The following is a 15,886-nucleotide window of genomic DNA, read 5'->3' as shown; positions in this document are numbered from 1 at the left end:
AAGGCATGTAAGAAATTTAAGGCGAAGTTTATCCGACCTTATATGTCTTACATGGTGGAAAAAAATGACACTACTGTTTTTCATTTCGCAATTGTCTTTTTCGCAAAGTCGAGCTATTTCTTTAGAAGACAAAATCTACAGTACAGTGGATGCTTTTGTGGCACAACCGAATGCCGAAAATTTAAAAAAATTAGAAAAAACCGAAGCCACTTTTTCGCCTAAAACCAAACCCGAGTTACTGGCATTTGCCATTTTAAAATGCAACAAAGCCTATTATGAAAATCAGTTGGGTTTTACTCAGAAAGCCATCAAAAGCTATGAAAAAGCATGGCAATTGTACCAGAAAAACAAATTATCCAATTACGATATTACCGAATCGTGTTTGAAACCTTTGGGCAATTTGTATGCAATAATGGGCGATTACGACAACGCTGAAAATACCATCAAACAGTATTATTACATAGCTAATTTAGAGAAAAATCAGGAGCACAAATACGCGGCCATTTTGAATTTATCCAACGTGTATCAAAACACTGGAAGACAAAACGAAGCAATCAATTTACTAGAGAAAACACTGCAATTAGAGAAATTAACCACAATTCAGAAAGGAATTCTCTATAACAATCTGGGAAACAATTATTTTCTTATTCTTGAAACGCTACTTCCTCTAAAAGTCGATCCTTTTCAAATTCAAAAATGTGAAGAGGCTTACAAAAAGGCAATTTTATTATTGCAATCCGAAAAAAATCAGGCAGAGCCACTTTCGAATGCGTATCGGAATTTAGCCAAGATGGAAGCTAGAGTAAGTCATTTTGAAAAGGCTAAAGAATGGATGGAAAAGTCTCGAGATTTGTTTTTTGAAAATCCAAATAGCGAACCGAGAAAACAGGCGCAATTGTACTATGACATCGCCTTACTGGATTTCCAACGTGCTAATTTCGACGAAAGTCAAATCAATTTAAAAGCTGTTTTTAGTGTTTTGATTCCGAATTATTCTACAACAAAATCAGTACTTCCGAAAAAAAACTCGTTGTATGCCGAAACGGTTTTGTTGGATGCTTTTGATTTGCAAGCTGAATTGTTTTTAGCTCAAAATCAACCTAAAAAAGCTATAGAAAGTTATGATTTGGCGTTTCATATTGAAGAGTTATTTCAATCGATGATAGTGTATGAAAATTCGAAAATCATCAACCAAATTCGCAACCGAAATCGCACTGAAAAATGCATTGAACTCTATTTTTCATTGCACAAAAAAGAGCAGAAAATGAGTTACATAGAGGCCGCTTTTTTGTTGACAGAAAAAACTAAATCGGCTGTTTTGCGGCAAGCGCTTTTAGATTCCAAGACACAATCAAAGGAAGAAAAATTAATCGTGCAACAATTGCAAAATTGGAACACTATTATTTTGAAAGAACAACAAAAATTAGATGATGCTGACATCTCAAAAATCAATGAAGCCATAAAAAAACAGAACGAATTGATGTTGTTATTGAAATCAAAATTCTCTAAAAAAGACAAGGAATCTTATGAACTGAATATTGCTGATTTGTATTCAAAACTGAAAAAAAATCAGGCAATGATGATTGAATATTTTGTTGGTTTTGAAAGAATGTATTTTTTCACAATTGAAAATAATAAAATCCAGTTGAATAGACTGAAAACAGAAGGAAGAGCAATCCTCAATTTTTTAAATTACTTCAACGATTCGGAAGCCATTTCCAAAAACCCTGCACAATTTAATCACCATGCACACAATGCTTATTCTACATTAAAAATCCCAAAGGCTTTGGGTTACAAAAAACTTATTATTATTCCGGATAGCATTTTGACACTATTGCCTTTTGAAGCCTTAGTTACAGAAGAAGAAGAATCAACCAATTTTGCGAAAATGAAATTTCTATTGTACGAATATGCTATAGGCTATAGTAATTCGGCCGATTTTTATCTTAATTCCATTCCGTTTCAACATCAAAAAGAGAGCGTGTTAGGAATTTTTCCTGTCTTTGAAAAAACTAATTTAGAATTGGCCTTTTCCAAAAAAGAAAAGCTAAAAATTCAATCGTCTTTTGATGGAATGTTTTTGGAAAACAAAAAAGCTACTTTTCAGAATTTCAAGAAAAATGCTGCCAATTACTCGGTCATTCATTTATCGACTCATGCTTCGTCCGGCGATTTGGTAACGCCAGCAAGCATTAAATTTTTCAATCAAGAAGTGCTGTATTCGGAATTGTATCATTTGGAAATGAATCCCGATTTGGTCGTGTTGAGTGCATGCGAAACCGGAATTGGAAAATTGTACAAAGCAGAAGGCGCAATGAGCATCGCACGCGGATTTCAGTTTGCTGGCGCACAAAATTTATTATTTTCACTATGGAAAGTCAACGATTATACCACTTCGGTTTTGATGGATAAATTTTATTCTAATGTTAAAAAAGGAAAGTCGTATTTTGAAGCAACCAACCAAGCCAAGCTCGATTATTTGGCTGATGAGAGCATTCCGAATGCCAAAAAATCGCCTTATTATTGGAGTTCGTTTGTGTATTATGGAACGTTGGATAAAAAAGAATCGAGTAGTTATTGGATGTGGATTTCAATTGTTGGTGCTTTATCTATTTTGATGATAATTTGGCTATTTTTGTCCTTTCGACGAAGGAGAAATCTCATCAAGTAATCTGGATTATGTGATTTCTCCTTCGTCGAAAGGACAAATTCAACAACTATGAAAGCCATTCAAGAACTTCTTCGGAAAGAAAAATACAAAAAAATCAATTTTAAAGTCTCCAAAACCCAGCACTTGCTCATCAAAGCCAGTATTAATGGTGTAAAAGGGAATTTTATTTTGGATACAGGCGCGAGCAATAGTTGTGTCGGGTTTGAAAGCATTGAAAAGTTTCAATTGCAATCTGAACATTCCAAAACCAAAGCAGCTGGAGCTGGCGCAACCGGAATGTACACCCAACTTTCTAAAAACAATTTTTTACAACTGGGAAGATGGAAAGATGCCGAATGCCATTTGGTAATTTTCGATTTAACCCATGTAAATACCGCACTCAAGCAATACAAAGCCAAACCCGTTGATGGCATTATTGGCGCTGACATTTTGTTGCAAGGAAAAGCCATTATAGACTACTACAATCACTGTTTTTATTTACAATAGTTGTAAATTCTCATTGGGAAAGTATTTCTATAGGTAATTTTCTTATTTTTGATTTGTTAAAAGATTGATTATGAGAAAATTTTACATTTTGGCTTGTGGATTGATGAGTTTACTATCTTTCGCAAATCCAACCGATACCGAACCACCTGTTTGGACTACTTCAATTCCAGCTCCGTCAATTGTTGAATGTGGAAACGGTCCCGACTTTGTGCAAATGACTGCAACTGACAATTCAGGAACAGTAACCGTAACTTATGTTGATCAAACTTTTCAAGGTATATGCCCAGGAAATTTTCAGGTTAATAGGATTTGGACAGCAACTGATCCTTCTGGCAATAGTATCACTGCAACTCAAACCATTACGGTTCAAGACACAACATCACCAATTTTAGTTGGGAATCCTCCGCTAAATTTAACTGCAAATTGTAGTTCCATTCCTGGGCCAAGTACTATTCAATTTACAGATAATTGTAGCAATCCTATTACTAATTTCACCTCAACTACTACTCCAGTTAATAGTTCGGGCAATTATACTATTCTAAGAACATGGATAGCATCAGATTTGTGCGGAAACACATCCTCTTTTACACAAACTATTACTGTAACTGGTGTTCCTGTAATCAATATTGACTCTATTGTTCAATCCACTTGTTCCAATCCATACGGTACAGTTAATTTGAGCGGATTACCAACAGGAAGTTGGGTCATAACCTATTATGTCAACAATAACCCTTTACCAAACGCAATATATGGAAGCGGATCTACGGTTAGTTTGCCTTTTAGTTCGGGCTATTCTTATAGTTTAGCTGTTAACGGTGGAGGTCAATCATGTAGTTCGCCGTTTATTAATTTTACAATAAATTCAACTCAAGATATTGGTGCATCAATGCAAGGGAACTATGTTGATTACAATAATGATGGTTTTACAAATGTTGGAGATATAATCAGTTATCAAATAACTATTATTAATGATACTTGTGATCCTATTACGAACATTTATCTTGAAAGCAACAATTTAAATTTAAATGGCGGACCAATAATTTCATTGGCTCCTAACTCCTTTGATAACACAACTTTTACGGGTTTTTACGTACTTACTCAACAAGATATTAATTCAGGAAGTGTCAATAACACTATAGTAGCTAATGGAACATTAAACGGAAATCAAATTGTAAATGATTATACTATTACAACTGCTTTAGACATAGATGACGGAATTAAATTGAATGCTTTTATAGATCTAAATAATAACGGAACTCAAGAAAATTTTGAACAAAATGCAACTATTGGTAGTTTTTATTATCAGATTAATAATGGGGTAAACCATACAATTACAGCTCCTAATGGAATGCATTTTTTGTATGAAAGCAATGCGTCTAATTTGTATACTATCGGATATACAATAAATAGTAATAATACCGATTACTATACTATTTCAAACTCATCGTATTCAAATATATCTGTTACAAATGGTTCTGGAATAACAACTTATAATTTTCCTATAACTCAAATTCCTCATATTGATTTAGCCGTTTATTTAAGTCCGATTGCTGGTCCAATTCCGGGGTTTCCTTATGGAAACAATATTTTATTCAAAAATTTAGGAAACCAAACCATAGCATCGGGAACAATTACTTTTAATGTAAATAATGTAGTTACAACGACTACTTATCCAGTTGGAGCAATACCAAATGCTACCGGTTTTACTTATAATTTTACCAATCTTTTACCCAACGAGCAACGATCTTTTTATGTTCTTTTTCAATTACCAACAATTCCTACTGTTAGTATTGGGCAATTATTAACCAATTCGGTTTCAATAACTATTCCTGCTGGAGATGCAAATACTTCTAATAACTCTGCATCTTTAACACAAGATATTCGCGCTTCGTGGGATCCAAACGACAAACAAGAACACCACGGCGGACAAATTGAATTTGCTGATTTTACTTCGAATGATTACCTAACGTATACCATTCGTTTTGAAAATACAGGAAATGCCAATGCAATTAATGTAAGTGTAGAAGATACTTTGGATGCTAAATTGGATGAAAGTTCCATTCAAATGATTACGGCCTCGCACAATTACGTTTTAGATAGAGTTGGAAGTAATTTAACTTGGCGATTTGACGGAATCAACCTGCCTCCATCAGTTCCGGAAACTCAAATTGGTCATGGTTTTATTACTTTCCAAATCAAACCAAAAGCAGGTTATGCCGTTGGCGATATCATTCCGAATACGGCTTATATTTATTTTGATTTTAATCCAGCAATTATCACCAATACGTGTAAAACAGAATTTGTAGAAACATTAAGCAATTCAGATTTTGCTTTTTCGAATTTAAATTTCTTTCCAAATCCAGTAAAAAACAGCTTAACCATTTCAAATGAAAGTTTGATTAATTCAATCGAAATCACCTCCATTTTAGGTCAAAATATACTTTCACAAAAAGTAACTAGTTTGCAAACTGAAATTGATTTGAGCGAATTATCAACTGGAATTTATTTTGTGAAAGTTACTTCTAAAGGACAGGAAAAAACAATAAAAATTATAAAAAACTAATTAACACCTCTAAACAATAACTTATGAAGAATTATATTTATTCGATTATACTTATTCATTTCTTTATCACCTTTTCAAATGGTCAAAACAGTCCCTGTAATACTGCAAGTACTCTTTGTCTTTCATCAGGCAGTGCAACGTTTCCAAATGTAATTAATTCATTTAATTCACCAGCCGGAGTAGAATATTCCTGTTTGGGTTCGCATATAAATGAGCAATGGTTTTATATAAATGTAGAAACTGCCGGTAATTTAAGTTTTGAAATTTCTCAACAAACTGCTAATAATTCTATACTTGATACTGATTTTGTTGTTTGGGGTCCTTTTACTTCGCAAACTTGTGACCCTTCCTATTTAATTAATTCAAATGTCATAAATTGTAGCTATTCTGCATTTAGTCCAGAAAGTTTTACATTGAATAATGTTCTCCCCGGTCAGTATTACACATTATTAGTCACAAACGGTTCAAACTTATCAGGAAATATCACAATCACCCAAACAAATTATGGGCAACCTAATTCAGGAACTACCAATTGTGATATTCAATGTTATTTGAATCTTGGTCCAGACGTTATTTTATGTCCAAACACAGAATTTAATCTTACGGCTTCAATAAGTGACGCTACCTACCAATGGAGTTCTTCTAATGAGGGAATTTTACCTTTTACATCACAATCGATTTTAGTGTCTCCATCACAAACAACCACTTATACGGTTGTGGCAAATAAGCAAGGATGTATTGAAAATGCAACAGATTCAATTACCATAACAGTTCCGGCTACTTTAATTTATCAAGAACCCGACAATTTAATCAAATGTTCTTCAACTGGAGAAGCAATTTTTAATTTATACTCTACTATACCATTAATACTTGGAAATCTCAACCCTGATAATTATTATGTTGCTTTTTTTAACAGTGAATTAGATGCAATGACAATGAGTTTTGCAATTTCTAATCCAAACTCATTTTTAGTAACTAATAACCAAACCATTTATTTTGGAATTGAAGATATAAACGGTTTCTCTTGTGTTTATACGGGTCAATTTGATGCTATTGTACTTCCGCCTGAAAACCCAAACCTTAGTGCTACAATTTCTCAACAAACCATCACCATTAATGCAATAGGCAATGGTAATTATCAATATCAACTAGACAACGGCGTTTTTCAAAATAGTAATGTTTTTGAAAATGTCTCAATAGGAAATCATGTCATTAATGTAACTTCTACTAATGGTTGTGGAAGCAGTACACTAAATATAACGATTACGCCTCTTGCTCCAACAGCAGTATCACCGCAATATTTTAACACTGGCGCGACACTTCAAGATGTTGTGGTAGATGGAGAAAACATTAATTGGTATGCAAGCGCAACAGATAAACAGAACATGGCAAATCAAGCCTCAACTCCTTTACCAATAACTACTCTTTTAATAGATGGGAACACTTATTATGCTACACAAACTCTAAGTGGCATTGAAAGTTTAATTAGAACTCCTGTACTGACCTATGTGAGTTCATTATCTAATTCTGATAGAGAATTTGTGAATTTAAATTACTTCCCAAATCCAGTAAAAAATAATTTGACAATTTCAAATACTTCCTTAATTGATTCGATTGAAATAACCTCCGTTTTAGGTCAGAAGATACTATCGCTAAAAGTAAAGAGCTTACAAACTGAAATTGACATGAGCGAACTTTCAAAAGGAATTTATTTTGTAAAAGTAATTTCTGGAGGACAAGAAAAAACAATAAAAATTGTAAAAGAATAACACTCTTTTTTTACTATTCTACCGCAAATTTGCAAGTTAAAATAATTAATCTGCGAATCTGCGGTTTATTTTTTTCGCAATGAAAAATACGAAATCAACGTACTGACCAACATCAAAAACGCGCCTAAAACAAAATGCGCTCCCGCAAACTGAAACGGTGCTTCTTTATGAGTGAAATAATAAAAAACCGTCGACATCATGGGTGGACCAACAATCGCCGAAGCACTCATCAAACTCGATAATGTTCCCTGAATTTCGCCTTGTTCATTGGGTGGTACTTGCCCAGAAATTAACGATTGCATCGCCGGACCAGCGATTCCGCCCAAGCAATACGGAATCAAAAACACAAACAACATCCAACTTTCAGTAGCCAAAGCAAACAAAAGCATTCCAAACGTATACAATCCCATTCCAACGTAGACGCTTTTCTCATTCCCCAATTTTGGGTTCACCCAACGAATCAAAACTCCTTGTACCAAACCTACTAACAAGCCGATAACTCCCAACGAAATTCCAATCATCTTTTCATCCCAATTGAATTTGTAAATGGTATAGTAACCCCAATTGCTGTGTACCGCGTGCGATGCCGTATACAACAAGAATATCGAAATCACCAAACCAATCAACTGCGGGTATTTTCTCAAATTCATAAATGCTCCAATTGGATTAGCGCGTTTCAAACTGAATTCTCTTCGGTTGTGCTCTGGCAAGGATTCAGGTAAAATAAAATAACCGTATAAAAAGTTCAACAAACACAACACAGCTGCCGCATAAAACGGAACTCTCGAACCAAATTGACCTAATAATCCGCCGATAACCGGACCAATAATAAAGCCCAAACCAAAAGCCGCGCCAATCATTCCGAAGTTTTTTGCACGGTTTTCAGGCGTACTCACATCGGCAATATACGCCGAAGCAGTAGTGATACTAGCACCCGAAATTCCGGCTATAATTCGACCAATAAACAACCACGTAATGTTAGGCGCCAAAGCCAACAAAATATAATCCAATCCGAAGGCAAAAAGCGAAATCAAAATAATGGGTCGTCTCCCAAATTTATCACTCAAATTCCCAATAATCGGAGCAAAAATAAATTGAGTAATCGCATACGCAAAGGCAATCCAACCGCCAATTTTAGCGGCTTCACTCACATCGTCCTGAATCAATTCCTGAATCAGTTTGGGTATCACCGGAATAATAATTCCCCAACCCGTGATGTCAATCAACATCGTAATGAAAATGAATCCTATTGCTGCAGACTTTTTGTTTGATGACATAGTTTTAGTTTTTTTGGGCGTATCGCTTCGTCGTTCCTCCTTGCGTCGGGCTATCCGCAGTGCGCGGCACTTTGCTCCTATCCCTTACACAAAAAGTGCCAAATAGACACCTACTGCAAATAAACAAAAAATCCCAAACTCTTAACGAATTTGGGATTGGTATTTTGAATTTAAATGTACTATTGTTTGATTACTTTTACCGTTTTAACTGAGTCACCAGCATTCACCTTTACCAAGTAAGTTCCTACTGGCAATTGTGAAACATCAATTGAAGTTTCATTTGCATTGATTGATTTGGTAATTACTTCTTGTCCGAGTAAATTATAAACCGATACACGAGTAATTTCTTGCTCATATGAAATAGTTAAAACATCTTTTACTGGGTTGGGGTACACTTTAATATCATTATTATCTATAACTACACCATCATCAATCCCTAAAGTAGATGTTGGACATACAATAGATACTAAAGTAGCACTATTAGTTGTCGTTCCATTTCCTAGCTGACCTGATACATTTAGACCGCATAATGAAATAGAACCGTCTGTGTTTAACGAAATAGTATGTTGAAATCCACTTACAACTCTTTGATGGTTCGTAGAATTGGTCACTAAAATAGTATTGCTACTGGTAGTGGTTCCGTTACCCAATTGACCAAACGTATTGATTCCGCACGACCACATATTGCCAAAAAACAACGTTCCCACGGTATAATCCGATCCTGCATCTATAGTTTGAACGCCATCAAAAACTGCTGCTGGCGCTGATTTTGATGTATTGGTATCATCACCAAGCTGACCGTTTACATTATTCCCCCAAGTGAATAGTATTCCATTCTCTTTCAATCCAACTGAGTGAAAACCTCCTGCTGCAACACTTTGCCAATCGTTATCGGTTCCTATTTGTGTTACCGAAGTTCTAGTTGCGGTGGTTCCATCTCCTACTTGACCGTACGAGTTGGTTCCCCAAGCCCACAATGTTCCATTGGTTTTAATAGCCAAGGTATGAACCGAACCTACATCCACGCTTTGCCAATTGGTGGCAGTACCTATTTGGTAAGGAGTTGATCGGTTTGTAGTAGTTCCATCACCAAATTGACCGTTCCCATTATATCCCCAAGCCCACAATGTTCCGTTGGTTTTGATGGCTAATGTATTGGTATCTCCGGCGCAAACACTTTGCCAGTTAGTAGCAGTACCTATTTGAGTGGGATTGATTCGACCAATAGTTGTTCCGTCTCCCAATCGGCTGTTTCCATTAATTCCCCATCCCCATAATGTTCCATTGGTTTTGATTGCCATCGTATGCAATGTACCCGCACTCACGCTTTGCCAGTCATTGGCAGTTCCAATTTGGATTGGAGTGGTTTTTGGAACCGTAGTTCCATCACCCAATTGTCCGAAATCATTAGCGCCCCAAGCCCAAAGTGTTCCGTCTGTTTTTATACCAAGCGAATGACTCATACCCGTGGTTACCATTCGCCAACAACCTTCAGAAAGAGTAGTAAAAGATCCGCCTAATACCCATGCACTCTGACTGTTTCCACAATTGGAAGCCACCCACCAATAATAAGTTGTATTGGGTAATAAATCGGTCAAATTTGCTGAAGTTGATAAAGTACTTCCATCTATCTCTCCTTGGTTTGGGTTTGTTCCATAGAGATACAAATAACCTCCGTTTGGTGCTGATGTTGAAGGAATCCAGTTAATGGTAGCTGATGTTGAAGTAATGTTTTGAGACCAAAACTGTGTAGGTGCGTCACATCCGGATCCTGAATATGTGGTAAACGAACCACCCGAAACCCAATTGGATTGTGTGTTACCGCAATTGGATTTTACCCAGAAATAATAGGTAGTGTTTGGCGATAAATTATTTAAAACCGCAAAAGTATCTGCTGTAGTTCCTGTGATTGCATTTGCAGAAAATGGATCGTTTATGGTACTATAACAATAAACATAACCATTACTTGGTGCAGGATTTGGCGCTAACCATGCAATATTATTAGTGGTAGATGTTAAACCATCGTAAAATAATTGTGTTGGAGGATTACAAGACGATGCATTTGCGCACGTTATGGAACGGATTCGAGATGTATTTTGCACGCCACAATTGGCATTGGTACTGAAATGGTATCTAATAACTCCGGATGTGGCATTGGAATTCCAAACCAAAGGTGTAATTCCGCTTGCTAAAACAATAGTTCCATTTGTATTAGTAATGGTTATAAAATCAGTTGCGATGGAACTTGTAAACGTATACTGTTTGTTTGATTGTACGTTAACATTGGTATATTCTCCAGCCCAAGCGTTGTTAACAATCTGTTCGGCATTTCCAGAACAAGAAGGTGCAAAAGTGGCATCGGGATACAATCCATAAAAGGCACCATTACAGGTTAATGCCGCAATTGTTGTAAAACTTCCTCCTGATACCCAAGCACTTTTGTTCCCGTTACAATTGGAACGAACCCAATAATAATAGGTTGTGGCTGCTGATAATCCATTCAAAGCACCTACAAGATTTGTTACGCTGGTTTGAGTAGCATTAGTGGTGTCTATTGGCGCAGTACTGTTGGTACTCAAATAAATATCATAGGAATTGGCAGGCGGATTGGGCGCATTCCAAAACAATCGACATGAATTTGAAGTAATATTTGAAACGGCCAAACCTGATGGTAATCCGCAACTTACAGGGGTAGAACATTGAATCGATTTTACTCGGTTTGTGTTTTGAGTTCCACAACTAGAATTGGTATTCAAATGGTATCTAATTACGCCAGAAGTTGTACCAGACAGCCAGGTTAAAGGAGTCAAACCACTTGCTAAAACCGCTGTTCCTGCAGCATTAGTAATTGTGATGAAATCTGTTGAAATTGAACTAGTAAAAGTATACTGTTTATTTGACACTATATTTACATTTGAATATTCTCCTGCATAAGCATCAGATGCGATTTGTTCGGTACTTCCTGTACAAGAAGGTGTAAAAGTAGCATCAGGATATAATCCATAAATTGCACCGTTACAAATTAATGAAGGTGGAGTAGTAAAGTTACCACCCGAAATCCATACACCAGTCGTAGCACCACAGTTAGAGCGTATCCAGTAGTAATAGGTAGTACCTGCCGCAACACTTACAGATATCGAAGTAGATAAGTTAGTTGTACTGAATAATGTAGGAGTAGAATTCGCATTAGGAGCGCTATTTGTTGTAGAGATATAAATATCATAATTCGAAGAAGGCACTGGTGATGCCGCTGTCCAAGTTATTTTACACGAATTGGATGTTACATTTGATACAGCCAGATTTGAAGGTGGTACACAGTTTGAAGCATCTAAACATCTTACATAACGAGACCTATTAACTTGTTCGCTCCCGCAATTCACATTGGAATGGAGGTAATAACGGATAACACCTGTTGTATTTCCAGAATCCCAAATTACGGGTTGTGTTCCACTAGCATAAGTAATAGTTCCAGTACTGTTAGTAATTGTAATATAATCAGTCGATACAGAGCTGGAGAATCTATATTGCCTATTGGCAATCACATTCACATTGCTGTATTCGCCTGCCCAACTTTGGTTTGTTATTGTTTCAGTGTTTCCACCACAGGTTGGTGTAAAGGCATTACTTGGAAACAGTCCATTTGCTGCAGTAGTACATTGAGCAACAGCATTACTGATGAAGCAAAAAAACGCCAAGAGGCAGAATAAAGTAATTCTTTTTTTCATTTTCTAAATCTTTAAGATTGATTTTGTTATTAATTTATTTTAACACGTTAACTGAGATTAGTTGATACAAGAGCATAATGTAAGATTCTACCTTTTAAACTTATCTACTAGAAACAATTTATTTTGATAATGCCTACAGCTAAAACTTGTACCGCTCATTGATAAAAAAGCAGTGCTAAAAAACCTATTAAACATTTGTTTTTTAAGATTTTAGCACTCTTTTTTAATTCTAAATAATTACGACACTACTATCATTGTTAACTTTTAAAATCTTTACAAAAAATAGGTTTTAATCTCGTAACTTATTTGTTGTAATGTTGTAAAAACTTCTCTCGACTGATTATTTTTCTAGTTTTAACCAGAAATAGTCGTTCCATCCTTCTATTAATCGTGTTGGATCGGTGTTTTTAGTTCTGTCTTGTTCTGGAATTTGAACTATTTTTTTGTCTTTTACTATGAAGTTGTAAATTCTAGGTTTGCTTTCACCTTCTATGGTAAGTTCCACTTTGTAAGCTCCATCGGTCAGGTCGGCATATTTAAATTCACTTGTTTTATTCACTAATTTAAAAGCACACTGAACCTCGTTCCATTCAGCTTGTTCCACTTGAGCTGAATTCGGACCACTACCATAATGTTGTGCGAACAATTTGTTGTCTTTATACATATTCGCAGACCATTTCACGCTTTTGGTCGTTTTTCTGCTATTGGATGGATTGGGCATGAACTCCTCATGTGTCATGTAGAAACCAAAAAGCAAATTACCTGTATCAGCGTGATTCAAATACGCAAAATTATTCCACGGACCACGAACTACATACATTTCATTCATGGCAGCATACGGATCAGTATTGGTTAGTTTCACCAATTCGAAATCGAAAGAATAAAACATTTTGTCGCCTGCATAAAAATCCAATCTATAATTTCCTGGTCCCCATTGTGTAATGAATGATTCCGAATGTCCTACCCATTCTCCATCACGTTGGTAACGGCTATCTGGCTCATTGAATTTTGTCTTCTTGCCGTCATCAAAAACTTGATCACCCGAATATTCGAAATAGTTCATGTATTGGTTGTCTTTGAAAACCTTAATTCTCAAATACTCCGACTGATTCTCAAAATGATGAACTGTTTTTCCATCAACCGTTTTGTTGGGAATAAAAGTAGCCGTGTAACTGTTAATTAATCCCGGACTAGAGCCTGTTCCGTAAAGAAGTGAGTTAAATGTTACCGCTGGTGTTTGTTTGAACATTGTCCAATCTAATTTTAAACCCGTAGGAAAACCACCTGCCTTTTTCTTCTTACCGCCTTTGGTAGTTTCACTTACTTTTTCCACAACCTCTGAAGCTTGCGAGGTTTGATCTTTTGCTTTTTTTAATTTGTTTAATAATTGAGCATTAGTAGTACCAAAAGAAAACAATACTAATCCCAAAAGGAGAACATTTTTTTTCATCTTATCTAATTTCCAAAATTTTAATTTTGATTTGTTTTTCGGCCAAAACTATGAGGAAAGAACCGCCGGAACAATATATGTATTGGACTATTTATAAATAATCGGCAGCTTAAATAAGTTGTATTGTTTTGATTTTAAAACACTTAGTCTGTGTTTTTTAGTTGTTCAATGTAATAATTAGGAGAAAGTCCGGTTTGCTTTTTAAAGACACGAACTAGCGTATTAGCATCTTTATAACCCACTTCTTCAGCAATGGCTTGCAATGTGTATTTGCGAAAATACGGCGCGTCAACTAACTTTTGAAGTACATAATGGATGCGCAATTCTTGGGTATATTCTGAAAAGGTCTTTTGCATAACCTGATTGAAGTATTGGGATAAATAAGCCGTATTTGTGTTTAATTTTTTAGCCACAAAAGCCAACTTGAAATTCGGATCTAGGAACGTTTCTTTCTGCTCTAATTTTTTTAATCCTAAAGCCAATTTTTCAATAAGTTCATCATCTAAAACTTGTTTGGGTTGAACCTCAATTGCTGTGGTATTGATTTCTGTTGAATGAATCTCTGTAACTTTAGATTCTTTCAAATCTTGTATGATGTGTAAAAACCGATTATGCTTTTCTTTTTGTTTTCTGTAATAATAGAAAAAACTGAAAACTACGATGCCTAAAACGAACAAAATACCAATAAGAACGATTTTAAAATAATTTTTAGAAGCGATAATCTTATTGGACTCTTCTTTAATAATAGTTAAGTCATAGTTGTGCAAAAAATTCAATGATTTATTCTTTATTCCTTCTATGGATTGAATCAATTCTAAACTTTTTTGAGCATAGCGATACGCATTCTTAGTGTCATTTTTGGCACTGTAACATTGAGTCATGATGTTGTAGGCCATCAATAAATTTTCTTTGGAAACTTTAGTAATTTGGTAACTCTTTATGTATTTTTTACAATAAAAAAAAGCTGAATCAACTTGTTTCATATGGTGAAAACAATCGGCCATACCTAAATCAAACAACTGCACTGTTCGCACATGATCATTAATCACCGTATATTTTTTCCCTTTTCTGTACAAAGACAACGATTGGGCATAATCTCCGGCTAAAGCGGCACTTTTTGCCTCACGCATGTACAGTAATGCTTTGGTGTACTCAGGATAGAAATTATCTTGTATCAACATCGTAGCGGCAACTGTAAAGTGGTAATTTGCAGAATCCAAGAAAACCGGTTTTTTCGACTTGATGTAGTACATTTGATACGCTTCGCCAATGATATTGTGCTTATCGGCAAACAACTTTTTGTTCATTACTTTTTTTTCACCTACTCCCAATTTCAAGTGCGCTGAAGTCATTAACTCTCTCTTCAACAAAGCAATTCCATTAACATAGTCACCCATTGCCACTTTGATCAAGCCGTATTGCTCATTAAAACGATTGTTGGGTAATCGCTTTTTATATTTATCAAGATACAACAAGGCCGAGTCGTATTCTCCTAAATTTTTATGGATGTAGAAAAGTTTGTTGACGCAAATTCCCATCAAATCTTGATACACTTTACTTGATTTGGGAACATCGCTATTTTCAATTTCTTCTATAAGTGCAATTATAAGCTTCTTGGAATGCGTAAAATCGGATTTGTTGTAAAAGTAATTGGCAACATAATATTTGCCGAAAAAACGAAACAATTCGTCTTTGTCATTACTAATCTCCAAAGCTTCGGCATACGCTTTTTCGGGATTGGCAATGAGTTGTTCTTGTATGCTTCGGGTTTTTTTAATTTGAAGTTCATTCAACTCCTGAGCAAATACAGAAGAAAAAGACACTAGTAGTATGAATTGTAGGATGATTTTATGCATGGGGAAAAGGGACAAAAGCTACTGCAAAAATGTATGTCGCAAAAATAACTAATAACTGATGGTTTTTTCAAGAATTATCTTCAAGAATA

At 35.4% G+C, this 15,886-nt stretch carries 8 protein-coding genes; 4 read left to right on the top strand and 4 right to left on the bottom strand.

Annotated elements, in window-relative coordinates; translation table 11 throughout:
* Nucleotides 1-64: 64 nt before the first annotated feature.
* The 4 genes from VK161_RS03160 to VK161_RS03145 all read left to right on the top strand — a co-directional run bounded on the left by VK161_RS03160 (nt 65) and on the right by VK161_RS03145 (nt 7,489).
* Nucleotides 65-2,671 carry a CHAT domain-containing tetratricopeptide repeat protein gene (locus VK161_RS03160; RefSeq protein ID WP_324213305.1) on the top strand — a complete coding sequence of 869 codons (2,607 nt, stop codon included), beginning with the start codon at nt 65-67 and terminating at the stop codon, nt 2,669-2,671.
* 48 nt (nt 2,672-2,719) lie between these two features.
* Nucleotides 2,720-3,157, top strand: a complete 438-nt coding sequence (locus tag VK161_RS03155; RefSeq protein ID WP_324213304.1) for a retropepsin-like aspartic protease — start codon at nt 2,720-2,722, stop codon at nt 3,155-3,157.
* Between the two features lie 70 nt (nt 3,158-3,227).
* The gene (locus tag VK161_RS03150) at nt 3,228-5,720 is read left to right on the top strand and encodes a T9SS type A sorting domain-containing protein (protein WP_324213303.1); all 2,493 of its coding nucleotides are present in this window, start codon (nt 3,228-3,230) and stop codon (nt 5,718-5,720) included.
* A gap of 23 nt (nt 5,721-5,743) precedes the next feature.
* A complete protein-coding gene (locus VK161_RS03145; protein WP_324213302.1) occupies nt 5,744-7,489 on the top strand; it encodes a T9SS type A sorting domain-containing protein in 1,746 nt (581 codons plus the stop codon).
* Nucleotides 7,490-7,554: 65 nt separating this feature from the next.
* On the opposite strand, the gene VK161_RS03140 is transcribed toward VK161_RS03145, so the two are convergent.
* The 4 genes from VK161_RS03140 to VK161_RS03125 form a co-directional block, all read right to left on the bottom strand.
* Nucleotides 7,555-8,766, bottom strand: coding sequence for a TCR/Tet family MFS transporter (locus tag VK161_RS03140; RefSeq protein WP_324213301.1), 1,212 nt, complete (start codon nt 8,764-8,766; stop codon nt 7,555-7,557).
* 179 nt (nt 8,767-8,945) lie between these two features.
* On the bottom strand, nt 8,946-12,491 hold the full coding sequence (locus VK161_RS03135; RefSeq protein WP_324213300.1) for a fibronectin type III domain-containing protein: 3,546 nt from the start codon (nt 12,489-12,491) through the stop codon (nt 8,946-8,948).
* Between the two features lie 340 nt (nt 12,492-12,831).
* Entirely contained in the window at nt 12,832-13,941 is a 1,110-nt protein-coding gene (locus VK161_RS03130) for a hypothetical protein (protein ID WP_324213299.1), read from the bottom strand.
* 143 nt (nt 13,942-14,084) lie between these two features.
* A complete protein-coding gene (locus tag VK161_RS03125; RefSeq protein ID WP_324213298.1) occupies nt 14,085-15,797 on the bottom strand; it encodes a helix-turn-helix domain-containing protein in 1,713 nt (570 codons plus the stop codon).
* Nucleotides 15,798-15,886 lie beyond the last annotated feature (89 nt).

The organism is Flavobacterium sp. (genome assembly GCF_035299245.1).
Classification (GTDB): domain Bacteria; phylum Bacteroidota; class Bacteroidia; order Flavobacteriales; family Flavobacteriaceae; genus Flavobacterium.
This window is presented reverse-complemented; position numbering and strand designations above follow the sequence as displayed.